Consider the following 26,985-nt stretch of genomic DNA (forward strand, 5'->3'; position numbering starts at 1 on the left):
GTTACTCGGTCTGTTCGTGGCGGGATCTGGCGCGCTCGCGCCAGTCCATCAGCTCGGCGAGGGAGAAACCGTCCATGTCGGACGGCGCCCAGTGAAAGACGATGGCCAGGTCAGCCATCGCATCCTCTACGCGGTCGGGGATGCCTGCTCCTGCGCCGCTTTCGGCGACAAAAAAGCCGACACCTCGGCGGCGAGCTGGAACAGATCCGCCGGATCCAGACCGTCCACCTCCTGTCGGGTGAGGGTCGGGATGGTGATGCGAGGCAGTACGGTCTGCGCGGCGGAGACGTCCATGCGCACCAGGTCGAAGAGAGACACGCCACGCAGCTCGCCGGCGCGCGGCTTGCGCAGCTCGACGGTGGTGATGGTCTGATCGCCACGCTGGATGGGTTGGTCGAGAGTGATGGAGGTGGTGGTCATGATGGAAAGAATTCAGAGGGGGAAGTCAGAGCTGCAGGGCGGAGCGGACCGAGGCGAGCATGTCTACGCCATCCACGATCTCGATCATGTTGACGAAGTCGATTTCGATCACGACGGAGCCGTTGAGCGTGAGCTTGTAGTAGCTCAGGGCCGTCTTGATCTTGATCTCGGTCTTGTCACCGGCCTTGGCCTTGCCCGGGTCAATCTCGGTGTGGCGTCCGCGAACGACGATCTCCAGCGACTCGGCGGTTTCGGAGTCCTCGCCCTGCAGAGCGCCTGCAAAGCGCAGCAGGATGCCATCGTGCTGACGCGTGCCCCACTGAGCGAAAACGTCGCGCAGCCAGCCGGAGGCGGTCCATTCCATCTCCATGGCCTCCATGCCCAGGTCCAGCTTGATGGGGCCGTTCATGCCGCCAGCCTGGTGGTCCTCGGTCTTGCGGGACAGCTTGGGCAGGGTGATCTCATCGACCTCGCCCAGGTAGCGGACGCCGTCGTTGAAAAGAATGAAGTTCTTGAGCTTCTTGGGCAGTGCCATGACTTAAACCTGCGAAAAAGGGGGGAAGGGCGCCGCGATGGAGCGGCGCAACGGCGTCAGCTATTGACGCGAGCAGCAAAGTCGCTGAAGTACTTGTCGGTGATGCGCTGGCGGAACGACAGGTCTTCCACCGGGGGGATCGGCGTGTAGTCGTAGTCGATCACCAGTTGGCCGCTCTTGAGCGTTGAGGCCTCGTTTGCGGTTTCGTCGTACCAGGCGGAGCCGTCGAGGATGTAGCCGTTCTGCTTCAGCGAGCGGAACTTGGCATTGACGCCTTCCAGGATGTCCTTGACCAGGCTGGGGTGCAGCGGCTTGTCCACAGCCCAGAAATGGGCCTCGGCAATCGTGTCCGCGAGGATCTGCGCGGTGCGGGTTGCGCTCTCGAAGGCGAACAGCGAGTCGTCCGTGCAGGTACGCGAGCCCCAGAAGCGAAAGCCCGAGTAGTTGATCAGCGCGGTGACCTCGTTCTCGTTCAGCAGGCCGGCGTCCGTCGATGCCTCCTGCAGATCCCAGTAGAGGTCCTTGGTGATCCCCGTCACGCCGTTGATGGGCATGTTGGAGAGGGTCTTGTGCCAACCGACCTCGATATCGATCTTGGCGCGCAGGCCCAGGGCGTAGGCGACGGGTGAAGCGTTCACCGTGGCGTTGAGCGTGGTGTCCCAACGGGTGAAACCGGGGTGCAGGAGCATCAGCTCGCGGGCTCCAAACTTCTTGCGATACAGAATCGCGTCGGCGACGGTCTCGGCACCGCTCGTGCTGGCATAGGCGAAGGCTCGCAGCTTCTGCGCCACCGAAACCAGAGCGGCCGTGACTTCGGGCGTATCCAGCTCGGGCGCACCGAGGATGCGCGGCTTGACCCCGAGCTGGGCCTGGGCCGAAAGCAGGGCTTTCATGCCGGTGTATTGCCCGGATGCCAGTGTGGTACCGATGACGTTGCTGACCAGGTCGGCCGCCTTCTCTTCATCCGTGGCACCTTGACCATCAGGCACGCGCACAACGACGACCACCGGAGAGGCCTGCAGCGCGATGGCGTCCAGGGCAGCGGCCAGCGTGCCCTTCGTACCGGCCTTGCCAATCGCCGTGTTGACGTTGGTGATCAGCGCGGGCTTGTTGTAGGGGAAGGTCGCGTCGTCAGCGTCGGATGCCGTGGCAATCAGACCGATGATGGCGGTGGAGACGGTCTGGATGGTGCGCACGCCATCGGAGATTTCGATGACGCGCACGCCATGGTGGTACGAGTCGAGTGCCATGGGGCTCCTTGCGATAGAAGGGGGAGCCCGCACCGGGACGAAACCCTGACGTGCTGGCGGCTCCGGAGATGAGCCGCCAATGTGCGCGTTCTCTCGCGCGAAGTCATTCTCATGTGGGTCTACCGACGCGCAGTCACGAAGGCCCCAAGAGAGGAGTTCACTTACTCCCCACCCACTGAAGATTCCTAATGCTCCCGTGACGGTTCTGCGCAGAACTAGCCGTCATGTGGCCTTCGAGGTCAGCTCATCACGAATTGCAATCAAAAATTCGCGCGTGCTCGGTCGGAAGCCGGTAGGGATGATGCACGGCTCGAAGTACTCCTGGAAGCGTTCCTCCATTCCTGCGTCGCCGGTGTCGAGGAACGCTTCAATGTCGGCAACTAACCGATCGATAAGTTGCTGTTCTGAATCGTTTTTGAAGGCTGCAACGATGTCCTCCAGCGTGTCGCCCTCGATATCGAAGTCCTGGTGGAACCAAGAGCCCATGAAGTTCGAAAGGACTGGGAAGAACTTGTCGCCCTTCAGTTGGTATGCGGCCATGATCAGGGCACCGGAAATGCGGTGAGAACGAAGTAGATCCTGTTATTTTGCTGCACGCGTCGGAGCACAACCAGAACTTTGGACATCTGCTGAAGCTGGCCGGTCGAACGTACGACGCCCTCTCCGATCGTTACATTGAATGGATGTCGGAACGAGAGCTTGTTGCCATTCGCTGCCGTCTTTGCCCATGCTTCGATCTGAGCCTTGTTGGCCTTGATCGCTGTGCCAACATGCTTTTCGGCGTCAGCCAAGGTTCTGAAAGTTGAGGCTGCTGGTATCTTTGGCTCGGCGGCAAGTCTACTTCTGAGCTGCGCCTCGGTCCGGCCCACATGTTTCAGGATAGTGTGGCCACCTGCTGCCTCCTCTGCGGCAAGGCTGATCGCGCCGCGACGAACCGCTATGACTCGAAGGGCACCGACGCCACCAGCTATTAGCGGTATCGCGATGTCGGCGCCGAGGCCAATCATCTCCGCTGTCTTTGGGTCGGCGCCGAGAACTCCGGACAGTGATTGAGCTGCTTCTGCCGTGAGCGTAGAAGTTTCTCTCCCGCTCGCAATCTGACGGATTGCTGAAGCCGAAGTGTCTACCCCGTGAACACCGAGCGTTGCTCCTGCAACCTTCGTGAGCGCTGTGGGCTCGGGCACAAACAGTAAACCGCTTGCACCTACAAGCTCAAGCGCGCCGATCGCCAGCTTCCCGACTCCCCACAGCCGATTGCCGAGAGTCGGCTCGTCTTCGATCGATTCGCCGGACAGCACTGCAGCGAGTTGGACCGGAGTCAAGACGATACGAATACCTTCTTCGTCGTCCCAGTTCAGCTCTGAGGCGTGGACCCGAGCAACATCTCCAATCGGACCGGGTAGCGGGGAGCTGCTGAGGCACAGGGTACCCCTGTCGAATGGGGCTGCTTCACTTCCGCAGACTGGTCCCGGGACGCGCGAGTTGGCCATTCAGATTCTGCCCGTTATCGGCTGTGGCGGTTGATCCAGTGAGTTCGTTGCGCTTCCGTCCGCGTTCGTTCGGAGCGTCGGAGACCTCAAGACTTTCGGGCAATTTTCCTCTTCCAACTTTCTAGTTGGGATTACCAAAGTCACGCTGAACGCTGCGTGACGACGTGTAAATCGATGTCACGTAGCGCGCGAGGCTTCGACACTGATAACGCCTTGGTGAGCGATCTTCGGTTCTGGCAAGAGAGACGCTATAAGCTGGCGCCTTCGAAGACAATCCCGCTGTCGACGTTCCTGAGTCTAGTGGAGGATATCGAGGTGGAACCGGCTCGTGTCGAGCGCATCACGCAAGGAGTCAAGAAGCATGGTAGTTAAATTCATCGTTGGCGAATACAACGTTATTTGGGAAGCGCTGAAGCACTACGAGAAACACCTTCAGCAGATCTCCCAGACCTCGGAGGACGAGGACGACGAGATCCTCGCGGACGACAAGCTGATGAAGTTGGAATGCATCTTCAAGGACTTGCAGGACTCGGCCATGAAGGACTGGGGACTCGAACTGAAGTGAATGACATCGGCATGTAGAATTCAGGCCGAGCGTTTCTGCTCCTCGTTCTTCCTCCCTGAGCGAGCAGCCATTAAGAATTCGATGAGCTGTTGATGCCCCTGCTCCGTCAGGGGCATTTCTTTTTCTGGAGTTCGATGCGTCTCAAAAGAGACCGCCAGAGTTGGCCGCATCCCAGCTCGTGATGACCAACTCCCCTGTGGCTTGACGCTGCTCGACATCGCGGCCATTGCCGACGGAGTAGCGGATCTCCAGGCGTTCCATCCAGAATCCTTCGAAGCACCGCCGGATCTCGGGGTGGTCGTTGATGCTGACCATCACCTTCCCCTTGGCGCGCCGCATGAAGTCGGCCATGCGTTCGTAGTTGTCGAACGTCCAGTCCGTTCCATACCCCTCTGTCTGCCAATAGGGTGGGTCGGCGTAGATGAACGTGTGCGCGCGGTCGTAGCGTTCCATCACTTCCAGCCAGGGGAGGTTCTCGATGTACGTGCCCGCCAGGCGCAAATGCGCCGCGCTGAGTTGCTCCTCAATACGGCACAGGTTGATCGCGGGGCTAGTCGTCGCTGTGCCGAAGGACTGCCCTGCGACCCTGCCACCAAAGGCGTGATGCTGAAGGTAGTAAAAGCGCGCCGCCCTCTGGATATCGGTCAGCGTCTCCGGCCTGGTCATCTGCTGCCATTTGAAGACCTCACGGCTGGACAAGGCCCACTTGAACTGCCGGACGAATTCCTCCAGGTGGTGTTGCACCACCCGATATAGGTTCACCAGTTCGCCGTTGATGTCGTTGAGCACTTCCGTCTTCGCCGGTATCGGCCGAAGGAAATACAGCGCTGCACCGCCGCAAAACGCCTCGACGTAGCAATCATGCGCGGGAAACAAAGGAATCAGCTTGTCGGCAAGCCTGCGCTTGCCGCCGAGCCATGGAACGATGGGGGTGGTTTGGTACATGAGAAACGGAGCGGGGCGCCCAGGGACGCCCCGCAGTACTGCTAACGCGGTTGCCCGCTATCCAATCGAGCTGGCGGCAGAGATTGATCCACCGGCGACCGTAAAGAGAAAGTCCCTCAGGTCTCCGGTGTGAGTGGCCGGATGAAGCGCGTCAAAGCATTCCTTGACCGCAGCAACAGCAGTCACAGCGGCCAAGGCGGTCACCCCTGACCACACAGGACCGATGCCCAACGCAATCGCAAACGCACGGGCTACGGGGAAGAGAAGGGCGCCGCCCAGGGCATGCAGCGCCTTGTCATGGGGATCAGGGAGCTGATGCTCACAACGAGACCACCTCGGGTTGATTTCCCTCGGCCACCCACTGCTCGAAGGCGCGGAAGTCCACGTTCTCCGGATCCGGAGGGATGAAGGCATCGTCCACTTCGCGGCGGATGGCAACGGTGTTGTTGTCAGCGTCGATGAGTCTCTTGTACATGGTCAGAAGTCCGCGTTGAGGGAGAAGTCGAAGGCGTAGTTGCGTGCGGCTGTGAACTGCCCCACGCCATAGATTCGAGGCGGGGAATAGGGGCCTGCCGAGACGGAACTGACCGTGATCGCACCGCCCGTGTACCAGTCCGTAAGCGTGCCGCTGGTTCGGGGAGCAATGGCAGCCTTGACGACAACAGTCGGGGCGGTCCGCATCGGGACGGGCGGCGAAGGGTTGGTAGCGTGGCACCAATTTGCATTGACGCCGAACGCCAGTGCGCCCGCGCCGCTCTGGTCGCTGGTTGCGATGGTGTCGAATGCGTCCGTCTGGTAGTAGTAGCGCTGGCAAAGTGCCAGCTCCACGGGGACAGGCCGGAATTCAAACGGTGTCGAGACCGAGCCCTTTTCGAGCTGAACGCCCGTGATCTGCCAGGAGCCCATCTGCTCCATGAGGTTGACGTCCCCAGGGGTCCGATAGAACCGACCCTGGGTCCATGCGTTCTTGGTGCCGGTGGAAAAGTTGGTACCCGACCCGAGATTCCAGTCGATACGCAGACCGGCGCTGGAACCGAGTCGAGCCCACACACCAGTCTGCGGACCCGGAAGAGAAATTGTCATTCGCTCCCAGGTGTTTGCTGCTGTGACCACGTAGGTGGCGATGAACTGGGTCTCCGACGCGGAAGATCCTGACGAGATTGCCACGCAGTACGTGCCGGGAATCGTGGCCTTGACCCAGAACGAAAGGATGGCCGGCGCTGCGTCCGCTGTGCCCCACGCGAAGTCGGTGAGGTTGCTGGCCTCCACCTGGTGACTGATCGTCGCGACGCGGTCGGCTGCGGGCTGCTCAGCCGTGGTGACGGATACCTTCGCGGAGTAGCCAAATCCCGGCGGCCCGTCTTGGACTTGCTGAAAGCTCACCCGACCGGTGGGCATCTCATTCCAGCCCGAGCGAAACCGGTCAACGATCCAAACGGTGGACGCGTTGGCGAAGTTCAGACCGGATTGGATGGCACCAGCTTTGCGCTGGTCGATGCGCATGTCGCCGTTGATGATTCGATTCTTGAAGGCGAAGGTCCGCTGCGTCAGCGTGAGGTCGAGCCGCTCGATGGCCTTGGATGCGGCCCCATCGATCTCCCCGATCTTGCCGGCGACTTCTTGTGTGAGCGCGTTGGTGGAGTCCACTAACGCGGCGATTTGTTGTTCCAAACTCATGTCTTGGCTCCGTGTAGATAGGGATGAAGTTGCAAGCGCTGCAGGTCAACGATGGCCTTGGCCATTGCTGCAAACTCTTCGGCGAGTGAGAGGTTCAGGTCTCCGGTCGATTCGATGGTGACGGACCCGGCGGGGACGCCTGAGAGCGCCAGGTCAAAGCCGAGGAGAAGATCAACAGAGGGCGCCTTGTAGGCAAGCGGCCTGGCTGGATCACTCCAGATCGCGAGGAACGTGCCATCAGACAGGACGAAGCCCACCTCGCGGACCCAGAACTCGGAGTCGCCATCCGCGATAGCAGCGATGTGAAGTTGCCGCGCCCCCTGGACTTTCCCGTCAGAAACCGGGAACCGGGCGCGCTCGTTTCGGAGCGAGGTCTGCGCCTGGCTGGGTGTGTACGCGGCATCGCCGAGCGCCACATGAGTGATCTGTGCGGACAGGCCATCCCCTGTCTTGCGAAGGATGGCGGCCAGGCCGGCTTCAAGTGTTGTCGTGACAAGGGATGTCATGCGGAGTCCATGCTCATTCGAAGAATCGAAGCGATGCGGGCGGCGGTGCCGAGCCGCAGCGGCTGCGTGGCGGGAGTTGGTTGTACGGCCCGAGCATCGAGGGACGGTCGAGCCAAGCTAGCGGCCCGGACGGCGCAGGCCAGTCGCAAGTCCTGTCCAAAGGAGGCGCCGACCTGGAGTTCGTAGTGGCTGCGCTCGTTTTTCACGGCATTCACCATCCGCCGGATTCGGTCGTAGAGTTCCAGGTCGATCAGCGCGGTGGATGCGTCGGAGCCACTGGAGCCTGTCCAGACGGTTAGGGTGAAGGTGTAAGGAGCCCCCCCAGTTGCTTGCCATTCGCGCAGATCGACCGTGGCGTCGATGGCTGCGAGAACTCGCCGGATTGCTCCCGCCGTACCTTTGCGCTGGTGGATCTCCACAGAGCTACGAACCAGGGCGCGACGTGATGCCTCGGTGAACGCCCCTTGCCAGCCTTCTGTGGAGCAGGCCCAGGCGAGCCAAGGCAGCACCGACGCAGGAATCCGAGCGGAGTCCGCAAGGGTGCGGAGCACGCCTGGATCGACCTGCGGCGCAAGGACGACTGCGGCAGCTCTCTCGAGCGCGCTTGCCGAGGGCGGCAGTAGATTCCCCGATGCAGTGCTCATGCCAAGGTCTTGCTGATCATGACAGCGGTGCAGTTCGGGAAGTGCCGCAGGTCTGTCGCCACATCTTGGGCCGGTGCAGTCAGTCGCACGTTGTGAACCCCAGAGATGTGCAGGGCGGCGAATATCGCTGAGCGAGACATCAGGCCGCCAAGCTTGCGAGCCGCTGCAATGGCATCGTTGAGGCGCGCGGTTGCCGAGGCGACAACCACTTCGTGGTCGGGGCCATCCTCCAGCTCCAGCACGGCGTTGACTTCATAGTCCGTTGGTTTTCCCGCCAGAACGCGTGGCCTGTCCGTGAGCGGGCGGACTTCGTCGGCGGACAACGCGGATTGCGTCAGTTCCACGAGCGCTTGACTGGTTAAGGTGGCATTGCTCTGGGGCAGGACCGTGACGGTGACATCACCTGGAAGGGGGGAATCCAGTCCTGCGATGTAGGTGCAGACCAGCACGATGGCGCCGGCCGGGAGCTGGGCGCGCAGGTCGGTCGATACCTCGACCAGGTCGAAGGTGGGGGAGTCGATGGACGCGTCCGCGATCTGCGCGTGCGCAGAAAGCGCATGGTAGTGGTAGGCCCCGCGACTTCCAGCCACAGCAAGGCCCTCAAGAGCCATTTGGCAGCGATAGCGCAGGCGCGAATCGCTCTCGTAGACGGCGGCCACGGGCGGGACTGCCTCCAGGTCGGCTGGCGTGATCAATAGCCGCGTGACGCCGTAGTCGGCCGCACGGTTGTCCAAGTCAGTTCCCTGCGCATAGGCGAGCAAGGAGGCTTTGGCTGCCTCGTTTACGCGCTGGCGCAGGAGCAGCTCGCGGTATGCCCCCTCCTGGAGTAGCTTTGTCAACGGCTCGGACTCCAAGGCGAGGACCTCCGCCACGCTGGAGCGTGTGTCCTCTGGGAGCAATGCCAGGAGAGCGGCCTTGCGCTCCGAAAAAATGGTCTCGTAATCCAGCGCCTCCACAACAGCAGGCGCGGGCAGTTGGGATAGGTCGATCACAGAGAGGCCCTCGATTGCAGCGGCAGCACCAGGCTGATGGAGCGTTGCGCGCCTTCCAGCGGCCGGTAGACACCCTCCAGCTCCACGATGACCTGGCCGGCCCGCTCACCGGTGGCCAGGCTGACCTTGCTCAGCTTGAGACGGGGTTCCCAGCGCATGAGGGCCGTGGCCGTGGCGGCATAGATCCGCACCCGTGTGGCGCCGTTGTCCGGGTGGTCGATCAGTTCGGGCAGAAGACTGCCGTAAGTGCGGCGAGCGATGCGGCTGCCGATGGGGGTCATCAGGATGTCGGCGATGCTCTGGCGCAGGTGGTCGATGCCATCCAAAGAGCCGCCTGTGGCCTTGCTCATTCCGCTCATACCGGCCGCCCCGAGGTTTCCGTGCCGGTGCGGACCTTGTCGTGAACATGGCTGACGACGCTGATCCCGCTCACGACCAGGTCCGGAGTGCCGCTGATGCCAGAGTCGCTGAGTGTGATCTCGCTGGCGCCAACCCGCAGCGTGAGGGAGGTCGCAGATTCAATGACCAAGGCCCCGCTGGCCTGGATGGAAACGGAGCCGCCCACCTGGACAGACGAACTACCGCCAACCTTGGCCAGCAGGTCCTTGGCGGCATGCAGCTTGATGTTGGCATCGGCCTGCAGCAGGATGTCACCTACGCATTGCAAAAGCGCGCGGTGGCTCTCGTGGTTGTATTCGAGGAGAGTTCCGTCCGGATACAGCTTGGCCTCGGTGGTCGCGCGTGAGTCATTCGCTGGGATGACCTCGCTGAAGAGACCCACAAGCGCCACAGCGTTGGCGGGGTCGCCGCCTGGGGCGAGCAGGAGGCATTGCTCGCCGATGGTGGGTGGGCTCCATTCGCGCACCGCTCCTGCGCGGCGCGCGAACCAACGGACCCATGTGGACAGCAAGCTGCCATTGCGCACCCGCACCAGCGCCCCGGACACATCGACCTCTTCGATGGTGCCGGGGCGCAGGAGGTTTTCAAGGCGGCGAATCAGCTCGCTGACATCGGGGGATTCCATTGCGCCCATGTTGCCGACATACCTCGCGCGAGGCACGTCCGGCGCGGTCTGCCCGAGTTGGGCAATCCAAAGCCAATCAGGTGGCGTCGTTCAGGGCGGCACTGGCTCGTCGGAGTAGGTCGGCGTGGGGGCGCATGAGCGCAGCAATCCCACCGGCAGACACCGGCTTGTCGGCCTTTGCCAGCAGGTCAATCAGGGCGCTCAGGCCATCGTCCACTTGATTGATGGAACGGACGATTTCGGCGATAGACGGTGAGGAGATGGACGGGCTTGTGTTGGTGGCCGTCCCTGGCTTGTTGGAGCGCATGTTGTACTGCGTTGTTGTGTAACGGAGTGTGTAGAGTGGGTGCGCAAGGGCGCATGCACAAGCCGTGGCGCTCCATCAGTCGCACCAGTAAGTCGCTCAAGTTTTGTCGGCCAGGGACTGGAGCACTTTGTCGCGGATGGCTTCGCGCTCCAGGGGTGTCAGGCCGAGTAGCCGGCGCGCCGCGTACTGGACCTCAGGGCCATCGGGTCTGACACGATCTCGCAGGCCGAGCTGGTGAACGGAGGCAATGCGGGCCACTCGGCCAGCAAAGCCTACGCTGGCCTCATCGGCGGTTGCATCCACCCTGAGGTGCTTGGCGGCCCGGATCCTGGAGAACATGGCGCCACGGCGGATGTGGCCCTTCAACTCCAGGAGCGTGACCTTGCGCGGCTCATAGGCCGAGCCGTCTGGATTTAACTGAGCAGCGATTCGCTGTTGCTGCGAGCGGCGCAGATCGCGCGCCAGCTCGCGAGCGAGGCGGCGCCGAGCTGCAGGGCCGAGCTGGTCAATGAGTGGTGACAGCCAATCGTCCAGCGCTCTGAGGTCGTCGGTCATGTCTTGACTGGGAATGCCCAGGCCGCCAGCCGCTCACCCTGAAAGAACACCTCCCAGGTCTCCCCACTGGGAGTTGCGCCAGCATGTGCTGGTTCGCCGAGATGCTTCACGTCGAGGCCGATGCCGCCGTCTCGTGGCCGCACGAGCACGCGCTCCGTAAGGTCCACCTCGATGGAGAGATCCACGGTCGCTGCGTTGAGAAACTCCACTTCGAAACGCAGCGCCTTCTCGCGAAGGTCCGGGTTCTCTGCGATTTCCGGCTGGTTGAGCTGCAACCAGGCAAGCAGGGGCACCATGATGGCGTCCGCGTGGTCGGCGTAGTCAAGCAGGACCAGGTTCAGCGTGTAGCGGTACTCAAAGGAGAGCGACTCACCGCCCGCGCTGACCAGCTTGCCGTCCCGGATGAAGACGGCAAGCTTGTCCGGATCGCGCTTCAGCGCAGGCACAGCGCTGCAGAGGTGCTGACGCAGGCTATTGGGCTTGAGCATGGCCCGCCAACTCGTCCAGTTGTTTCTTCACCGCGTTGTAGCGGTCGATGACGGCGTTGAGCTGGAGGATGGCGGCGTTGCCGTCGGTGGCAATGGCGTCAAGATCTGCTGCAGCCGCTGGCGCAAGTTCGGCTCGCGCTTCGTGCCCAGCTCCGGCGGCAAGGCTGGGATCTCCACTGGCTTGGCCTGTACAAGTCGGACTGGGGGCGACGATGGGGACTGACACCCGGACATTCCCGCTACGAAGGCCAGCCACAAGGCGGTCATGCTGATCTTTTTCATTGGCGATGGTTCTGCTGAAGGACTGCATAGCGGCGGCCAGCTCGTCACGCATGGCTGCCTCGGTGGCGCGATAGCGCTGGTTCTGCGCTGCCTGGGCTGCGGCTTGTTGTGCAGACATGGCCTGTTCACGGAGATCCGCCGCCTGGCGTTCTGCTTCGGAGCCGCGCATCTGTCCGTGCAGCTCACCGAGCCAGAAGGCGATCAACGCGGACGCGATCAGGAGTAGGGTGTTGGCCTTCCGCTTCACGACTGAAGCTCCATGCAGCGGCTATGCCGGGCCTGCTGCCGTGTCCAGACGCCTAGGCAGACCTTGTTGCCGGGTTGGGCGCAGTCAAACTGCCAGCGGACTGGGTGGCCGGCCGCATTGCGCTTGGATACCGTCCAGCCGTCGTGAGGACGGGAGTCGCTCATGAATCGATAGCTCAGCAGTGCGTCGCACGCCTGGGCGTAGCGCTGGGCTCGGAGGTGGACGGCGACGGCAGATGCACAGAAGGTTGGAACACCGTACTGGTAGGCAAAGTCCATGTAGAGGTCGAACTCGCCCTGGTGGAGCGGCACGTCGATGCACTTCTTGATGTCGGCCTCCGCCTGTGCGGTATAGGCCAGCGTCCGCTGCAGCGCCTTGACGGGGGTTGTCCGATCTCCCAGGCGTACCGGGCTGCCGTCAAGGTGGGTGGTGCTGCCGAATCCGAGCGTCGGCACATCACCCTTGACCGGGACGGCAGCCTGCTCCATATAGTTCTCGCGAGTGGCGAGGCCCACCAGGCCGGCGGCGCTGAGACTGAGGGCACCGATGACGATGCGAGGGGCGCGGCTCATGCATCCTCCTCCTGGGGCTTGGTGAGTGGCGCGCCGGACTTCTTGCGCAGCCAAGTCCCCACAGTCGTCTCCTCCCGCCACCACTTGCGCAGCAGGTAGGCAATCTGCAGCACCACCAAGACGCCTGAGAGAACCGCCGTCCAGTTCACGGACGACCACCACGGCGCCGAGAAGAAGGTCAGGCCGCCAGCCGGTACGGTTTTGGTGGCCACCTCGGTGGCGAGGTCCTTGATTTCTTTTTCGAGAATCACGATCAAGTCCAGAGCTGCACCATGTCGCGGGTGCTGGGTTTGGGGGTGGGGAGTTCCACGAGCAGGCCCACCGGCAGGATGGGACCCCACTCGGCCAGGCCGGGGTTGAGGAGGAGCGTGTCGGCCACGACGCCGTCTGTGCGGCCGAGGTGGCGCCAACACAGCGCATCGACCGTGTCGCCCTGAAGGGTGCGGACCTGCATCAGATCAGCTCCACCGTGGTGCGGCGGCGGCCGACCAGGTCAGCGATGGCCCACCGCACATCTCGTCGAAGGCCGTCCAGCCGCAGCTCCAGCTTCTCTGCAGCCTTGTCCCCGGCCCCGGTCGTATCAAAGTCGCGGTAGGCCTCCACCAGGCTGGCTTGCACGCCGGCATACACGGCCCGCCGATAGCACTGCAGCTTCACGCTCTCGCCATTCAGCGCGGCGGCGGGGACCTTGGCCAGCGAGGCGTGGCCGGCGTATTGCTGAGCCTCCTGGTAACTCGCCAGCTCTGCATTGACGCTGCCCATGGCGTCCAGCGCTGCGTGGCGCAGGCGCTCGGACGTGACCGTGCCATCCAGGCGGACCGTCTTGCGAAGGTCTGCCAGGTCAATGTCCGGGAACCACCCGTTGTTGGTCAGGGTGGGTTCGTCCGCTGCGGCGGGGGAGGGTGGGGTTCCGAGGAAGCTCATGGTGTAGGTCGGCGGTGGTCGGGCGTCACGCGGTGGGGCCAGGGCCTTGAGCGATCAACCCGAGCCGCCGGGGTTCCGGGGTCCGGAAACGGTCAGGCGCCGGAGTCGTCGGCGGCCTTCAGCCGACGCTCCAGGCGCTCAATGTCCTTTTTCACGCCCACTTGCTCGAAGAGCTCGTAGGCGCGGCGGCACTGCTGCAGCGCCAGGCGCGCGGCGGGCAAGTCGAGCTGGTTGACGTCCACCTCGCTGCCGCCGCGACGGCCCATGTAGGCGTAGCCCAGGGCCTTGTGGACCTTGGCGCGTGCCTGGTCGGGGGTGTCTTCGCCCTGCGTCATTTCGCAGATCTGCTCCAAGACGCGGATGCACTCGCTGCCGAACAGGGTCTTGCCCGAGAGCGCGGCGCCGCCGATCTCGTCGAGCAGCACGGTGGCCAGGTTGCGGTCGTACTGATCGGGCATCTTCAGCCCATGGGCCAGCGCATAGCGGGCGACCATGAGCGCGGTGCCGAAGTCACCGACATCGATCAACCAGACCAGCACGGTCATGAGCACCTGGTCCTGCGCGCCCTGGCCGTGCTCCAGGGTCTGTTCCACCCAATCCCGATAGGCGGGGAGGAAGACGCGCTTGGCCTCGATCTTGCGCTCCACGGACTGAATGTCGCGGAGCTGGCGCCGGTGCTCGACGAGCTGGGCCAGCATTAGCTCATAGGCGCCGCCAACCACTTCCCCGCCGGCCGGCGCTGCGGCAGCGGAAAGAGCCGCGAGCGTGCGGGCGCGGTGGGCGCGGGCAGGACTGAGGCTCATGATCAGGCCACCTCGATCTGGATGTTCTCCAGCAGCGCGGCCATGCCGTAGTCCTCGACCACGTAGGCGTCGTTGGACGACTCGTAGTTCTCAACCCGGTCGCGCTTGGGGTTGTCGTCCACGCGGCGGCGCCGGGCGGCTTCCTGCCAGTACAGCGACAGGTTGTCGAAGCGGGTGATCAGAATCGCGTTGGCCGGGAAGAACGGGACGGTGGCTGCAGCCAGGCCGCCCACGCGCTTTTGCGACAGGATCACATCGGCCGCCAGGCGCTCTGTGGGATCGGTCGGGCCATTCACCAGGGGGAACAGCTTGTCGTGCATCAAATCGCGGCCGAGGATCGCCACCAGGCCGGGGTCTTGCTGGTACCAGGGGTCCAGGAGCTGGATGGCGTCGAAGACCGCAGCGTCCAGGTTCTTGTAGTCGGCATCGCCACCGGCGCCGATCACGATCTTGCCGGCGACCTTGCCCTTGCCCATGACGCGATCCGGGGCGTCTTCACGCATGTGCTGCAGCCACCCGATGTTGACGTCCTGCAGCAGCGGGAACGCGTTCGGGTCAGTCTCCGCAGCGGCCTTGACGCCATTGAAGCCGATCATGATGCGGTCCAGGGCCTGGCGCTGGACGATGACGTCGCGGATGCGGTTCTGGAAGTCCGGGAACTTCGCCCAGGCGTCCAGCTTGGCGTAGCTGACGTGCGTGTCGAAATTGGTCTTCGCGCACTTGTAGCCGCTGGAATCCAGACCAGTCAGGTCGCGGGTCTCCCGGTCCTTGTTGGCGGTGTTGGTGCGGCTGGCGATGGGGCCGGAGATACCCAGGCCCAGCTTTTCGCCTTCCATCTCGGTGACGCCGATGACGTTGATTCGTTGCAGGAACTCGCTGGATTCCTGAATCTTGGTTTCGAGGGTCTGCTGGACGCTGGGGGCCACAGCGAAGGTATGCGCTGCGGAGGCAACACTGCTCAGCTCGGCGATGCGGGACAGATACGAGTTGAAGGCCAAGCGGGTTTCGTTACGCATGGGGATCCTGTGGTGAGTGGCGGGGAAGGGGAGGGCGTCAGCAGTCGGTCTGGGCGGCGCTGCCCGCGCTGCTGCCGGTCGCTGGCGGGCGCTGCGTGAACCCGGGGGCGGGCGTGGTGTCGATCTTCAGGACCGTGGCCTTGAGTTGATCGACTTCGGCCTTGAGGGCGTTGAACTGGGTCTCGGCCTGGTCGGCGCGCTTCTTCTGCGCAGCGAAGGCCTTGGACTGCTCGCCCAAGTGGTCCCCGATCTCGCCCATGGCATCCAGCAGCTCGCTGAAGCGGGCGTCGTCCCCGGTTTTCTTGGACGAGAACTTGGCGAGGACCTCGCGCAGCTTGGCGGTGAACGTGCCGGTGTCGTCGGGCTCATCCGCGAAGGCCAGTGCCGTCTCCACGGCCTCCGTGAAGAGCGAGTCCGGGTGCTGCTTGCGTGCCGCGAAGGGGCTGGCCTTCGGATTCTTCGCGGCGAAGCTCAGCACCTCCGTGCCCAGGCTTGCGGGGTTGTCCGTGACGGCCACTCCGACCAGGTAGGCCTGGTCGGTATCCGCGAACTTCGGATTGATCTCGATGCTGGTGAACAGCTTTTGGCCGGCTTGCGTCAGCGTGACCAGGTCGGGCAGCGGCTCGATCTCGGCATAGAGGCGCATCTTGCCGTCCTCTTCCTTCGCCTCCACCGCCGTGATCTTCCCGTAGTTGCGGAAGGTGCTGTCGGGATAGGCGCTGCGGATGTGCTCGATGTTCACGAGCGCGGTGAAGGTCTTGGGGTCGTAGTTCTTCGCCGCTTGGACCAGCCATTCACGCTGGATGGTGCGGCCGTCGGTGGTGGCGCCTTCTGTGGCGACGCGGAACTTGCGGGACTTGGTGGGCATGACGAGCGGTGCGGGTTGCTGTGTCGTCATGGTCCGCGCTGGGGCAGGTGCTTTCAACGCGATGCGGGCTTGCCGGGCACGGGTAACGCAGCGCGAGGCCGCCCATGTATCGCGCATGCGCGCGCACGCCCATAACCTCGCTGCCCATGACTTCGCAAGCTACTGAAGCCGCATCGGCTCAGCGCCGAATGCCCGCCGAGGGTGTCAATGCCGACAAGCGCCGCACTGCTCGCCACCTGTATTGGCAGGGATGGCGGGTGTCGTCCATTGCTGAATGGCTGGAAGAGCCGCGCTCGACCGTGCAGGGCTGGAAGGATGCCGAGGCCTGGGACAAGGCGCAGCCCGTGGAGCGCGTGGAGGGGGCGCTGGAGACGCGCCTGGTGCAGCTCATTGCCAAGGACCAGAAGACTGGCGGCGACTTCAAGGAGATTGACCTGCTGGGTCGCCAGATTGAGCGCCTGGCACGTGTGCGCAAATACGAAAAGACAGGCAAGGAAGCCGACCTCAACCCCAACATTGAGCGTCGCAACGCAGGTCCGAAGAAGAAGCCCGAGCGCAACCACTTCAGCGAAGAACACCAGGAGAAGGTGCAGGCGGCGTTCCGCGACTCGCTCTTCGGCTACCAGAAGGTCTGGCTGCGCAACGGTCACCAGCGCACGCGGATGATCCTCAAATCCCGGCAGATCGGCGCTACCTGGTACTTCGCCCGCGAGGCGTTGATGGATGCCATCGAGACGGGCCGCAACCAGGTGTTCCTGTCGGCTAGCAAGGCGCAGGCGCACATCTTCAAGCAGTACATCCTGCAGTTCGCGGCGGAGTCCTGTGGTGTCGAGCTGGCCGGCGACCCCATCGTGCTCTCCAACGGCGCCCACATCTACTTCCTGGGCACCAACGCTCGCACGGCCCAGGGATACCACGGCAACTTCTACTTCGACGAGTTCTTCTGGACGCATCGCTTCGAGGAACTGAACAAGGTCGCCTCTGGCATGGCCATGCACAAGCAGTGGCGCAAGACCTACTTCAGCACGCCCAGCTCGATCCAGCATGAGGCCTACCAGTACTGGAGCGGCGACAAGTTCAACAAGCGCCGTGCCAAGAACGAGCGTGTGCCGTTCGATCTGAGCCATGACCGCCTCGGTGGTGGCGGGTTCACCGGAGAGGACAAGGTCTGGCGCAACATCGTCAACATCATCGACGCCGCCAACAGCGGCTGCGATCTGTTCGACATCGACGAGCTGCGGCTGGAGTACACGCCAGAGGAGTTTGAGAACCTGCTGATGTGCGGGTTCATCGACGACACCTTTTCGGTGTTCCCGCTGTCTGAGCTGCAGCGCTGCATGGTGGACAGTTGGGAGGCTTGGGACGACGTCAAGCCGTTTTCCATGCGGCCCTTTGGACACCGGCCGGTGTGGGTGGGCTACGACCCGTCTCACACAGGGGACACGGCAGGTTGTGTCGTCGTCGCGCCCCCGGCGACGCCCGGCGGCAAATTCCGCGTGCTGGAACGCCACCAGTTCAAGGGCATGGACTTTGAGGCCCAGGCCGAGTTCATCAAGAAGATCACCGAGCGCTTCAACGTGCAGCACATCGGCATCGACACGACTGGGCTGGGGCAGGGCGTCTACCAGATCGTCCAGAAGTTCTACCCGGCGGCCAAGGCGATCAACTACTCGCTGGAGGTCAAAACGCGCATGGTCCTGAAAGCCAAGAGCGTGATCAGCAAGGGCCGCCTGGAGTTCGACGCGGGATGGGTGGATCTGGCGCATGCGTTCCTGGCCATCCGCCGCACGTTGACGGCCAGTGGCCGCAGCGTCACCTACGACGCGGGCCGCAGCGAGGAGACCGGCCACGCCGACCTTGCCTGGGCCTGCATGCACGCCCTCGATAACGAGCCCCTGGAGGGCTTCACGCTGCAGAGCCGCAGCATCATGGAGATCTCGTAATGGAAACGACAGAAGCCCCGGGCAGCAGCATTGCGTCCGGGAAGATGGAAGCCTTCACCTTCGGTGACGCGATGCCGGTGCTCGACCGGCGCGAGCTGCTGGACTACGTGGAGTGCGGCCGGGCCGGAAAGTGGTACGAGCCGCCTGTGAGCTGGGAAGGCCTGGCGAAGACCTTCCGTGCCAGCACTCACCACAGCAGCAGCATCTACTTCAAGCGCAACGTGCTGGTGTCCACGTTCAAGCCGCACAAGTTGCTGAGCGCGGAGACGTTCGGCGCACTGGTTCTGGACTTCCTCACCTTCGGCAACGGCTATCTGGAGCTGCAGCGTAGCCGAACGGGCAAGCTGCTGGAGCTGAAGCACGCGCTGGCGAAGTATGTGCGGCGTGGTACCGACCTGGAGACGTATTACTTCGTGCGCGGCTGGCGGGACGACCACCAGTTCGCGCCCGACTCCGTCTTCCACATGCGGGAGGCCGACATCAATCAGGAGATCTATGGCCTGCCGGAATATCTCAGCTCATTGCAGGCGGCCTGGCTGAACGAGTCGGCCACGCTGTTCCGGCGCCGCTATTACAACAACGGCAGCCACGCGGGCTTCATCCTCTACATCAGCGACCCGGCGCAGCAGCAGGAGGACATCGATGGCATTCGGGAGGCGCTGAAAAACAGCAAGGGCCCAGGCAACTTCCGGAACCTGTTCCTCTACAGCCCGAACGGTAAGAAGGACGGTGTGCAGCTCATCCCGGTGAGCGAGGTTGCGGCCAAGGACGACTTCTTCAACATCAAGAGCGTGAGTCGGGACGACGTGCTGGCGGCCCACCGCATCCCGCCTCAGTTGCTGGGCATCGTGCCGAGTAACACTGGCGGGTTCGGTGCGGTGCTGCCAGCCGCGACGGTGTTCGCTCGCAACGAGATTGAGCCGTTGCAGGCGCGATTTCATGCGTTGAATGATTGGATAGGCGATGAGGTAGTGAGATTCTTGCCCTATTCTCTACAGTAGCCCAAGGAACAAAACGCCCAGTAAAATCTTGAATTAATTGATTAAACCAATGCGAGCATCTCTCCCAGGATGTTCTGCCGTTTCAATCGGTCCGTTGTTGCTTCGCCAAGCGAATTGCAAATTTCTGTCACTCGACCAAAGACTTCATTTGCGGGCGCGCCGTGTTGAGCCATTATGTTGATGATCGCTTCTGCGTGCCGTTCGGCGGCGCGGGAATTGAGCTTTGGCGTGTTTTTCCCGTTCACGATGGCCCAAACGACAGGTAGCATGTGCCACTTAAATCTCTTTAGATTCTGTGGAATTATCCGGTTTGAAACTAACAGCGTGAAGCGATAAAGTGTTAGGCAGGCGGCGTAGAATACAATTTCCTTGGTGTCATCTGAGAAGATTTGATCTGTCAATTCCTCGTACATTTTCTTCGGATACCTTGAGGCAAGGTCGGGGCGGTTGCACCACATTGCCGCCACACATTTGGCGGCATTGTGCAGTGAGAATATTCTGGTGTTTGGGATGTCTTGTCCCACATATTGCCGATCTCTCCGTTCAAGGTATAGGCGGCCATCCGCGCCATCGTAAGTATTGAAGAACTGTTCCACCTTTCTAACAATTGGCTTTAGGGAAAGAAATTGTGTGTCTTCAACCTTCGTCTGACTGTTGGTCGCTCTTACCAGTTCCGAGAATACGTCCTCCAATTGTGTCTCGACAATCTTGACGTTTACCATAACTTCGCCAAGCGTTGCTCTATTCTCAAATAGAACATTCGATGTCTGACAACCATTCACAATCTGAAAGTTGGCGAGATGGAGCGTTGTGCCTTGCAACTGCACGTCGGGGCTCACAATTGTTATGCCGTTATTGAGTACCGGGAAGCGACTCGACGAGTCCGAGGCTAATGTCGCTGCGATAGACTTGTTGACGGGATTCTCCGAGCCGAGGAATGACCTGACGTTTTCCTCGAATACCTGTGTTCGAAGATTTCCATCTTCGGTCTTGAGTAGATTATTTACAAAATCGCTTGCACGTACTACAGCCAGATAAGCTTCATCTATGCCGGCAATGTTGGGTAGTGCGGCCATGCTGTAAGCCGGGAGGCTTGCATTGACTCCTGAATAGGTGTCCACCCAAAGCCGAGTTAGTTCATCACGATCGACGAATTTGACGTCAATCTCGTGAAATATTCCAAGGGCGTGCAGCTGATTATGAAAGTCACTCAGCGCCACCTCAAGTGCATCAGGCCGTTGATATATTCCAGTTGCAACGAACCTCGCGATCAAAGACGGTCGGCCATTTCGAAGCTTTGGTACCTGTCGTAGGACCACATCGAACATGCCACGCGACTCAGCGAGGACGTCATCGGTGGCTGCATAAGGCGACGCGGTAGCGAAGCGCAAGATCCCCTCTTTGAACTTGAGAAAGTCGCCTAAGTCGAATCCTTCTGAACGCTTAGCTTGAATAAAGACCATGTCAACGTCGTGATTCCGACGAGGCGAAACGAATACTTCCTCAGCATCCTCTATTGACGCCGTGATCGCCTCATCAATTACAACCGCCAAGCCATCAATGCCTTCGTCCCCAGTGCCTGTAACTACGTCGTCTAGGTCGAAGGCCCCGCTGAAGCGACTGGAGATGATGCAGTAGGTCGCGAACTTTTCAAACTGCTTTGCCTCATCATCTGCCTGTAATGAAAAACTCTCTACGAAGCTTCCCAGATGAGTTTTGACAATTCTGTGCATGGATCAATCTCCCTTTAGTCCTCGGAGTGTAGGCGCTGACGCGGCGTTCCGTGAAGTGGCGAACACGGTGGTGAGCGTTACCAAGTAGGTCGTAGGGCGTAAGAAGAGCGGCGCATCGCGCACCAGTTCGAGCAACGTTCACATGTGTAGACCAGCTGCAGACTGCGGGAATCCAGCCGCATTGAAACGTCAGCTAAATAGGTCGGCGAGCAAGCTAAAGGCTGCAGCACTGGAAGGGCGGCGGGCCGACTCATTCGGAATTCTGCTGATGGAAGGGTGTCGCCGACCGTGCGGTGAGTGTCAGGCGTAGCGGCTTTCCGCGGCCTCGGGCGATCGCATGTGAACGGGGACTGAGAGGGCTTAAGGCCAGACATCGAGAGGCTTTTAGGTGGCGATCACGGATTGAGTCCATATGCCGGTAGGCGAAGCCGCCCATTGGGCCGATGCGCCTCTTCGAACGACACCCCTGGGCATTGGTAGGCGTAAGCGGAGTTGCACACCCCAACCAAAATCGCCAGTGCGCGCTCGGGACCTCGCCCCGCCGGGGCGCTAAATCCACCGCTTTTGACGAACCAGCAGATGTCCTCAGTCGGCTGTGCAGAAAAAAGCCCGGCGGGAGGCCGGGCTAGCAGGGAGTATTGGGCTGCGCTTCGATGTTAGACGCGCATGTTGTTTAGATCTGTGGTGGCCTTGCTGAGCTGCTGGTGCAGAGGTCGCAGCAATTGCGCCAGGTGGTCGCTGCGCATGTGTGATTCGCTGGCCTTGTCCAGCAGGTCGATTAGCCCCTCCAGGCCCAACTCGGCGGCGTTGACCATGCCAACGAGCTCGGGGAAGGGCCGGAGGTCTGGTGTGGGGCGGCTACCAGCGCCGTTACGCGTGGCACTCATTGTTTCGCTCCCTCGACGGCCCCGTCGAACACCCAACAGTGCACGGCGTTGCCGAGGATGGCGCTATTGACGTTGCGCGTGTCGAGGAACTTCGGCGATACGCTTTTTCGCAATGCCAGCTTCAGCGCAGCCTGCGGCGGTGTCCGCAACTTGTGTTCAGCCGCAGCCTGGCCGAACTGGCGCATGTTGACAGCGATCAGGCTGGGCGCCTGTCGCGAATGGTTCAGACGGACCCCCTTCGCTTCGAGCGCCGCGTAGATTTGCCAGAACGAGGTCACCTCCGGCGGAACGAGCGGTCGGTCGTACCCAATGCTGCTAAGGGGCACGGGAGCCTGGCCGAGGTCGCCAAGTACCGCGCCGAGCTGGGCGTGCAGCGTTGCGCGTAGCTCGGGGTCACGTTCAGCCCTCAGCCGGGTAATGAGCTTCCAGCTCTGCTCCTGCAGGCTGATCAGCCTGCTTGTCGTCAGACCAGAAGTGACGCCGACGGCCTCGGTGCCGCCAGAGCGCTGACCAGGCGAATCCATGAAGGCGCGGATGACCTTGAGGTTGAAAGCGGGGCTGATCCACATGGCATAGGCGTAGACGAGCTCGCGGACGACATAGGTGCCTCCGTATCGGCCCACAGACGATTCAGCAGGACGGTAACTCCGGGAATCCCCGGAATTAGAAAGCTCAGCGATCAGGGCCTGAGTTTGTTCCAAGCGCAGCCAGTCAGTCGGCTGGTGGCGCTTCTCGCCGCCGGCGGCAGCGTGGAGGTCGTTGAGGGAGTAGCGACCGTGGGCGTCCTGGCGGACGTAGGTCTCCTCGAGGATGAAAGGCGCAGTGCGCGAGGGGGTAGCTGCCATCAGTGCTCCGTGGGTGCGATTGCTGATGAGCTGCCTCCTCCGCCAAAAGGCGGCAGCCCGAGGTGGGTTGGCGGACCGGGCACCCAGCGGAGCTGAAACCGGTGAACCTTGCGGTTCCCCACCCGGGCCGCCATTGAACGTCAAGGCGGAATGCGGGCATGAAAAGCCGCAACGACGGGGTGTGCGGCTCTTCGCCGCTGGATGCATCGGGCCGCCAAGCCCGGCCACTGCTCATCGCAATGGTGCGGGAAGTATATCTTGCGAGCGCGTCTGTCGATGCACAGGTGCACCCGTTCGGCAACCGGTTGGCAACCGTCACGCAACCATGTGGCAACCGCACGCAACCATGCGGCAACCGAAGTGCGGCCGATGGCAACCAACAGGTGCGGCGTGCCCGATGGCCCGCTTGCTCCCCGGGAACGGGCTTCCGGCCATTGACGGCTCAGAGCTGGATGAACAAGCCAATTCCTCAGATCTGAGGAATTGGCGGCCCTCTCACCCGCCTCGGTTCTGCACGCGGAGAGACCGCTTCCGACTGCACAATTTTGTGCAGTCGAACTGCCGACGTGCAAAGGGACCTACCGGGCTGCCAGCCCCTGCACGGCCCGGGAGACCCTCGGCGAGCGAACGGTGCGCGCTCCACGGGGCTTTCAGGGGCCTGCGGCGCGCGAAGGTATGTGGACCTTCCGGCGGCCCAGGGCCGTTCGGACCGACGAAACCCGTCGGCGCGCGCTCGGGACCCCGCCCCGCCCGCGCGCTAAATAGGTCGCTCCTGACGACGCAGTCGGGGCACATGCAGGCCCGATGGCTGCGCGCACCGTCGGTGCCTGCAGGTCCGGCACTCCTAGACGGGAAGTGACGGCGTTTGGCGGCCAAGAAGGAGGTTGCCGGCGTCGCCTCACACGGCCGATTGCGCCGGCAAAGCGGCACCGATCTCCCGATTCCAGAAGCGCCTCGGGAACTTCCTAACCTTCCGAACTGGGGCCGTAAATCGAGCCTAAGTCGTTGTCGCAGCGAAGAAATTTTGGTTAGGGTGCATTCCTAATCTCACCTAACCTCTTTCCTAACTTTTCCGTAAGTCTTTGATTTTAAAGATATTTCTAATTCCATAAATTAGGTTCGTTCTTCCTAATCTGATTAGGTTTTGGTTAGGAAAAGGTTAGGTTCTTCGAGTGTCCGTAAGTCATTGTTATGAAAAGACTTTTCCGCGATTTTGCTCGACTGGTTAGGAAGGTTAGGAACTTCCCGAGGGTCTTCCGATTTTGAAGGGCAATGGATCCGGGCGGCCGTCAGGCGATCTAAGCTGCGGCCATGGATGAAGAAAATTTCTGGGCGGATGTGCAGGTAGAAGAGCCTGAACCTGGAGTCTGCGTGCCGGTCTTGGTGATGGGCATTGGCGAGGATCCCGACCAGGTGAGGCGAGTGCCGCTGGGCGGGGTATTCACAAGCGCAGAGGCGGCGCTCTGCTCAGCCCAAGCCTCGATAGACGCGATGGCGCTCGGTGACGATTCAAGCGCTACAGACTCAGCCCGAGCTCCATCAGGGGAGTGACCTGGTGTGCAATCGGTATCGCACGAGCCCGAAGGATCACCTCGAGGTCTGTGTGCGTGGGCACCTAGCTAAGCTGTGGCTACCTGAGGCCCGAGAGAAACGGTATGCAGCGATTTCTGCCTGTCGCCGCGCTAGGCTGAGCGACTCGTCTTGATCAGATACCGGGCGCTCTTCATCGCTTGTTTCGAGGCCGCTGCATTTGCTTCTGACGCATGATGGTAGTGGTGTACCGTGCACGTCGGGGAGAAGCGCCCGCATTCGCTCACGGCGACAACCGCTTCTCGAATAGCAATCAAAGGGAGGAAATGTCTCATGGTCGATTTCACCAAGAAGCTCGCAAGCAAAAAGGTCTCGAAGGTATCAGACCCCATTGAACTCTACAAAGTGCTGGACCGGGCCAGCGACAAAGGTCCGCTACGGCCGTCCCAGGAAGCGATTCTTCGAGAGTGGAATGCGACCGGACGCGGTGAGCGCGACGTCATCATCAAGCTTCACACTGGCCAAGGTAAAACGCTAGTCGGGCTTCTCATGCTGCAGGCTCGCCTGAATGAAGGAAAAGGTCCGGCTGTCTACCTGTGCCCGAACAACTACCTCATCGAACAAACGTGTGAGCAGGCGCGTCAGTTCGGGATTGCAACATGCCAGGTAGAACCAGATCTGCCTGAGGCGTTCCTCACAAGCGAGCAGATCCTTGTGACATCGGTGCAAAAACTCTTCAACGGCTTGACGAAGTTCCGCCTTGAGCGCAATTCCATCGCCGTCGGGACACTGCTAATGGACGATGCACACGCGTGCGCGGACACGATCCGCGAGCAGTGCAAGATCCGCATCGATACCAGTGACGCAGCCTACCAAGCGCTTCGAACTCTGTTCGCTGCCGAGCTTGAACAACAAGGCGTCGGCACTTACGCTGACATCTGCAATGCGAAATACGATGCCCTGTTGCCGGTTCCCTATTGGGTCTGGCGCGATCGCGAGTCCGACGTTGCTGCGATCCTTTCAGCAGCATCTGACCGAAAGAGTGTCAAGTTCGCATGGCCGCTCTTGCGCAACATGCTCGCGCACTGCCAGTGCGTTGTCTCCGGAACCTCGATCGAGATTGAGCCGCAGATCGCACCGCTTCAGTCTTTCGGGAGCTACTGGAGGGCGGAGCATCGGATCTTCATGTCCGCCACGGTGACCGACGATGCATTCTTGATCAAGGGGCTTCGACTGCGGCCGTCGACGATCGTCGCTCCGCTTCTCTACTCTCACGAGAGCTGGTCGGGCGAGAAGATGGTGCTGCTGCCTTCTGTCATCAACCCGTTGTTGGACCGTAAAGCGATCGTTGCTAAGTTCGCGCCCAAGGATGCGCGTCGCCGCTATGGCGTTGTGGGCCTCGCGACCTCCTTCAAGAACACGGCTGATTGGGAGGCCTACGGTGCCAAGGTCGCAACGACGGAGACGGTGTGGAAGGACATCGACGGATTGCGTAAAGGAAGCTACGAGCAGACGACGGTGTTGGTCAATCGCTACGACGGCATTGACCTTCCTGACGATGCCTGCCGAATTTTGGTGGTCGACGGAAAGCCTTACTCCGAAAGCCTGATCGATCTGTATCAAGAGGACTGCCGCCCGGCGAGCGACACTACCCTCATGCGCCTGGTTCGAACCATCGAACAGGGTATGGGAAGAAGCGTGCGAGGTGAGAAGGACTACTCCGTGATTCTTGGAATCGGTCCTGATCTCACCCGTGCGCTTCGAGACCAGCATTCGCGAAGCTATTTGTCGTCCCAGATGGCCACGCAGATCGAAATCGGTCTTGAGGTTGCTGGGTACGCGAAAGATGACATTGCCACTGGAGTGGATGCCGATACGGCGTTCTCCGGCCTCATTCGTCAGTGTTTGGGCCGAGACGAGGGCTGGAAGGCCTTCTATGCCGAGCACATGGAGAAGGTTGAACCGAGGGGCGCCAATAAGCGGCTGCTCGATATCTACGCTGCTGAGCTCGAAGCCGAAGAGCTGTTCATGGCCGGAGAATACAGCGGCGCTGTACAGCGCATTCAAAAGTTGATGGACGGTCACAGTTTCGATGCGTCTGACCGTGGCTGGTACCTCCAGATCATGGCTCGATACAGCTATCCGCTCGATCGGACCGAGTTCAATCGCCTGCAGTTGGCCGCGCACGGAGCCAATCGCATGGTGATGAAGCCGCCGCAAGGCTTGAAGGTCGCGAAGTTGTCTGTCATCAGCCAGGGGCGCGTGGAGCGCATTGCCCAATGGATTCGCGATCACAACGATTACGCCCAGCTCGACGTCGCGTTGGCGGACATCCTCGGACGTCTTGTGTTCGGCGTGAAGGCGGACAAGTTCGAACAGGCACTTGATGAACTGAGCCGCGCACTGGGCTTCGCTGGCGAGCGGCCCGACAAGGAGTGGAAGGAAGGTCCGGACAACCTCTGGGCGCTGGATGACGCCAATTACATCGTCTGGGAATGCAAGGACGAGGTCGACCTGAGCAGGACGGAGATTAATAAGACGGAGGCCGAGCAGATGAACCGGTCTGCGGCATGGTTCAAAAAACACTACGAGGGATGTACCGCCATCCACATTGAAATTCACCCCGCTTATCAGGTGCAGAGTGCAGCCAACTTCTTGGTGGACGTCAGGGTGATGCGCGAGAAGGAGTTGAAGTCTTTCGTGAAGGCCGTGAAGAACTTCTTCCAGTCTTTCCAGCGCCTAAATTTCAAGGACTTGTCCCTGCCTCACATCCAGACTCTCCTTGTTGAGAACGCACTGGACGTGAACAACTTGCTCGAAGGCGGCTTTACCAGGAAGGCCGTTGACCGAAAGTGAGGGCCTTCATTGATGGGGCAATGATGGAAAGTCGGCCATCGGAAATTCATGGGGGCCCACGCGCTTTGGCCAATCGAACG

The 26,985-nt window shown here is 61.5% G+C and carries 32 protein-coding genes; 4 read left to right on the forward strand and 28 right to left on the reverse strand.

Annotation, left to right across the window (positions count from 1 at the left end):
- Window position 1: 1 nt before the first annotated feature.
- From OU995_RS14295 to OU995_RS14320, 6 genes are all read right to left on the reverse strand, one after another.
- Window positions 2–118, reverse strand: a complete 117-nt coding sequence (locus OU995_RS14295; protein WP_267830705.1) for a GpE family phage tail protein — start codon at window positions 116–118, stop codon at window positions 2–4.
- Between the two features lie 8 nt (window positions 119–126).
- Window positions 127–420, reverse strand: coding sequence for a phage tail assembly protein (locus OU995_RS14300; protein WP_267830706.1), 294 nt, complete (start codon window positions 418–420; stop codon window positions 127–129).
- A gap of 25 nt (window positions 421–445) precedes the next feature.
- Entirely contained in the window at window positions 446–955 is a 510-nt protein-coding gene (locus OU995_RS14305) for a phage major tail tube protein (RefSeq protein WP_267830707.1), read from the reverse strand.
- Window positions 956–1,011: 56 nt separating this feature from the next.
- Complete coding sequence (locus OU995_RS14310; RefSeq protein WP_267830708.1) at window positions 1,012–2,205, reverse strand: phage tail sheath protein; 1,194 nt, start codon at window positions 2,203–2,205, stop codon at window positions 1,012–1,014.
- 222 nt (window positions 2,206–2,427) lie between these two features.
- Window positions 2,428–2,745 carry a contact-dependent growth inhibition system immunity protein gene (locus OU995_RS14315; RefSeq protein ID WP_267830709.1) on the reverse strand — a complete coding sequence of 106 codons (318 nt, stop codon included), beginning with the start codon at window positions 2,743–2,745 and terminating at the stop codon, window positions 2,428–2,430.
- A 2-nt stretch (window positions 2,746–2,747) separates the two neighbouring features.
- Window positions 2,748–3,695: an RNase A-like domain-containing protein gene (locus tag OU995_RS14320; protein ID WP_267830710.1), complete on the reverse strand. Its 948-nt coding sequence runs from the start codon at window positions 3,693–3,695 to the stop codon at window positions 2,748–2,750.
- Between the two features lie 361 nt (window positions 3,696–4,056).
- Here OU995_RS14320 and OU995_RS14325 point away from each other — a divergent pair, with 361 nt between their 5' ends.
- A complete protein-coding gene (locus tag OU995_RS14325) occupies window positions 4,057–4,260 on the forward strand; it encodes a hypothetical protein (RefSeq protein WP_267830711.1) in 204 nt (67 codons plus the stop codon).
- A gap of 141 nt (window positions 4,261–4,401) precedes the next feature.
- On the opposite strand, the gene OU995_RS14330 is transcribed toward OU995_RS14325, so the two are convergent.
- From OU995_RS14330 to OU995_RS14420, 19 genes are all read right to left on the reverse strand, one after another.
- On the reverse strand, window positions 4,402–5,205 hold the full coding sequence (locus OU995_RS14330; RefSeq protein WP_267830712.1) for a DNA adenine methylase: 804 nt from the start codon (window positions 5,203–5,205) through the stop codon (window positions 4,402–4,404).
- Window positions 5,206–5,524: 319 nt separating this feature from the next.
- Window positions 5,525–5,680, reverse strand: a complete 156-nt coding sequence (locus tag OU995_RS14335) for a hypothetical protein (RefSeq protein ID WP_267830713.1) — start codon at window positions 5,678–5,680, stop codon at window positions 5,525–5,527.
- Between the two features lie 2 nt (window positions 5,681–5,682).
- The gene (locus tag OU995_RS14340) at window positions 5,683–6,882 is read right to left on the reverse strand and encodes a hypothetical protein (RefSeq protein WP_267830714.1); all 1,200 of its coding nucleotides are present in this window, start codon (window positions 6,880–6,882) and stop codon (window positions 5,683–5,685) included.
- Entirely contained in the window at window positions 6,879–7,388 is a 510-nt protein-coding gene (locus OU995_RS14345; protein WP_267830715.1) for a phage tail protein, read from the reverse strand. The genes OU995_RS14340 and OU995_RS14345 overlap by 4 nt, the downstream gene beginning before the upstream one ends.
- On the reverse strand, window positions 7,385–8,032 hold the full coding sequence (locus OU995_RS14350; RefSeq protein ID WP_267830716.1) for a phage tail protein I: 648 nt from the start codon (window positions 8,030–8,032) through the stop codon (window positions 7,385–7,387). The genes OU995_RS14345 and OU995_RS14350 overlap by 4 nt, the downstream gene beginning before the upstream one ends.
- Window positions 8,029–9,024, reverse strand: a complete 996-nt coding sequence (locus OU995_RS14355; RefSeq protein ID WP_267830717.1) for a baseplate assembly protein — start codon at window positions 9,022–9,024, stop codon at window positions 8,029–8,031. Before OU995_RS14355 ends, OU995_RS14350 begins: the two co-directional genes overlap by 4 nt.
- On the reverse strand, window positions 9,021–9,383 hold the full coding sequence (locus OU995_RS14360) for a GPW/gp25 family protein (protein ID WP_267830718.1): 363 nt from the start codon (window positions 9,381–9,383) through the stop codon (window positions 9,021–9,023). Before OU995_RS14360 ends, OU995_RS14355 begins: the two co-directional genes overlap by 4 nt.
- A complete protein-coding gene (locus OU995_RS14365) occupies window positions 9,380–10,048 on the reverse strand; it encodes a phage baseplate assembly protein V (protein WP_267830719.1) in 669 nt (222 codons plus the stop codon). The genes OU995_RS14360 and OU995_RS14365 overlap by 4 nt, the downstream gene beginning before the upstream one ends.
- Before the next feature lie 76 nt (window positions 10,049–10,124).
- Window positions 10,125–10,355, reverse strand: a complete 231-nt coding sequence (locus OU995_RS14370) for a hypothetical protein (protein ID WP_267830720.1) — start codon at window positions 10,353–10,355, stop codon at window positions 10,125–10,127.
- A gap of 96 nt (window positions 10,356–10,451) precedes the next feature.
- The gene (locus OU995_RS14375) at window positions 10,452–10,910 is read right to left on the reverse strand and encodes a phage virion morphogenesis protein (RefSeq protein ID WP_267830721.1); all 459 of its coding nucleotides are present in this window, start codon (window positions 10,908–10,910) and stop codon (window positions 10,452–10,454) included.
- Complete coding sequence (locus OU995_RS14380; RefSeq protein WP_267830722.1) at window positions 10,907–11,398, reverse strand: phage tail protein; 492 nt, start codon at window positions 11,396–11,398, stop codon at window positions 10,907–10,909. The genes OU995_RS14375 and OU995_RS14380 overlap by 4 nt, the downstream gene beginning before the upstream one ends.
- On the reverse strand, window positions 11,382–11,927 hold the full coding sequence (locus OU995_RS14385; RefSeq protein WP_267830723.1) for a lysis system i-spanin subunit Rz: 546 nt from the start codon (window positions 11,925–11,927) through the stop codon (window positions 11,382–11,384). The genes OU995_RS14380 and OU995_RS14385 overlap by 17 nt, the downstream gene beginning before the upstream one ends.
- Complete coding sequence (locus tag OU995_RS14390) at window positions 11,924–12,499, reverse strand: glycoside hydrolase family protein (protein WP_267830724.1); 576 nt, start codon at window positions 12,497–12,499, stop codon at window positions 11,924–11,926. The genes OU995_RS14385 and OU995_RS14390 overlap by 4 nt, the downstream gene beginning before the upstream one ends.
- The gene (locus OU995_RS14395; protein ID WP_267830725.1) at window positions 12,496–12,750 is read right to left on the reverse strand and encodes a hypothetical protein; all 255 of its coding nucleotides are present in this window, start codon (window positions 12,748–12,750) and stop codon (window positions 12,496–12,498) included. The genes OU995_RS14390 and OU995_RS14395 overlap by 4 nt, the downstream gene beginning before the upstream one ends.
- A 2-nt stretch (window positions 12,751–12,752) precedes the next feature.
- A complete protein-coding gene (locus OU995_RS14400) occupies window positions 12,753–12,953 on the reverse strand; it encodes a tail protein X (protein WP_267830726.1) in 201 nt (66 codons plus the stop codon).
- Entirely contained in the window at window positions 12,953–13,423 is a 471-nt protein-coding gene (locus tag OU995_RS14405) for a head completion/stabilization protein (RefSeq protein ID WP_267830727.1), read from the reverse strand. Before OU995_RS14405 ends, OU995_RS14400 begins: the two co-directional genes overlap by 1 nt.
- Before the next feature lie 92 nt (window positions 13,424–13,515).
- Complete coding sequence (gene gpM, locus OU995_RS14410; protein WP_267830728.1) at window positions 13,516–14,226, reverse strand: phage terminase small subunit; 711 nt, start codon at window positions 14,224–14,226, stop codon at window positions 13,516–13,518.
- Between the two features lie 2 nt (window positions 14,227–14,228).
- Complete coding sequence (locus OU995_RS14415; RefSeq protein ID WP_267830729.1) at window positions 14,229–15,242, reverse strand: phage major capsid protein, P2 family; 1,014 nt, start codon at window positions 15,240–15,242, stop codon at window positions 14,229–14,231.
- 37 nt (window positions 15,243–15,279) lie between these two features.
- Window positions 15,280–16,140 carry a GPO family capsid scaffolding protein gene (locus OU995_RS14420; RefSeq protein ID WP_267830730.1) on the reverse strand — a complete coding sequence of 287 codons (861 nt, stop codon included), beginning with the start codon at window positions 16,138–16,140 and terminating at the stop codon, window positions 15,280–15,282.
- A gap of 158 nt (window positions 16,141–16,298) precedes the next feature.
- Here OU995_RS14420 and OU995_RS14425 point away from each other — a divergent pair, with 158 nt between their 5' ends.
- Entirely contained in the window at window positions 16,299–18,053 is a 1,755-nt protein-coding gene (locus OU995_RS14425; protein WP_267836265.1) for a terminase ATPase subunit family protein, read from the forward strand.
- Window positions 18,053–19,054 carry a phage portal protein gene (locus OU995_RS14430; RefSeq protein ID WP_267830731.1) on the forward strand — a complete coding sequence of 334 codons (1,002 nt, stop codon included), beginning with the start codon at window positions 18,053–18,055 and terminating at the stop codon, window positions 19,052–19,054. Before OU995_RS14425 ends, OU995_RS14430 begins: the two co-directional genes overlap by 1 nt.
- Before the next feature lie 41 nt (window positions 19,055–19,095).
- Here OU995_RS14430 and OU995_RS14435 read toward each other — a convergent pair whose 3' ends face one another.
- The 3 genes from OU995_RS14435 to OU995_RS14445 all read right to left on the reverse strand — a co-directional run bounded on the left by OU995_RS14435 (window position 19,096) and on the right by OU995_RS14445 (window position 22,519).
- The gene (locus tag OU995_RS14435; protein ID WP_267830732.1) at window positions 19,096–20,787 is read right to left on the reverse strand and encodes an AIPR family protein; all 1,692 of its coding nucleotides are present in this window, start codon (window positions 20,785–20,787) and stop codon (window positions 19,096–19,098) included.
- 656 nt (window positions 20,788–21,443) lie between these two features.
- Window positions 21,444–21,674, reverse strand: coding sequence for a DUF1484 family protein (locus tag OU995_RS14440; protein ID WP_267830733.1), 231 nt, complete (start codon window positions 21,672–21,674; stop codon window positions 21,444–21,446).
- Window positions 21,671–22,519, reverse strand: a complete 849-nt coding sequence (locus OU995_RS14445) for a KilA-N domain-containing protein (protein ID WP_267830734.1) — start codon at window positions 22,517–22,519, stop codon at window positions 21,671–21,673. Before OU995_RS14445 ends, OU995_RS14440 begins: the two co-directional genes overlap by 4 nt.
- Window positions 22,520–24,382: 1,863 nt before the next feature.
- Here OU995_RS14445 and OU995_RS14450 point away from each other — a divergent pair.
- Window positions 24,383–26,905 carry a DEAD/DEAH box helicase family protein gene (locus OU995_RS14450; RefSeq protein ID WP_267830735.1) on the forward strand — a complete coding sequence of 841 codons (2,523 nt, stop codon included), beginning with the start codon at window positions 24,383–24,385 and terminating at the stop codon, window positions 26,903–26,905.
- Window positions 26,906–26,985: the final 80 nt, after the last annotated feature.

Source organism: Roseateles sp. SL47, assembly GCF_026625885.1.
Classification (GTDB): Bacteria; Pseudomonadota; Gammaproteobacteria; order Burkholderiales; family Burkholderiaceae_C; genus Roseateles.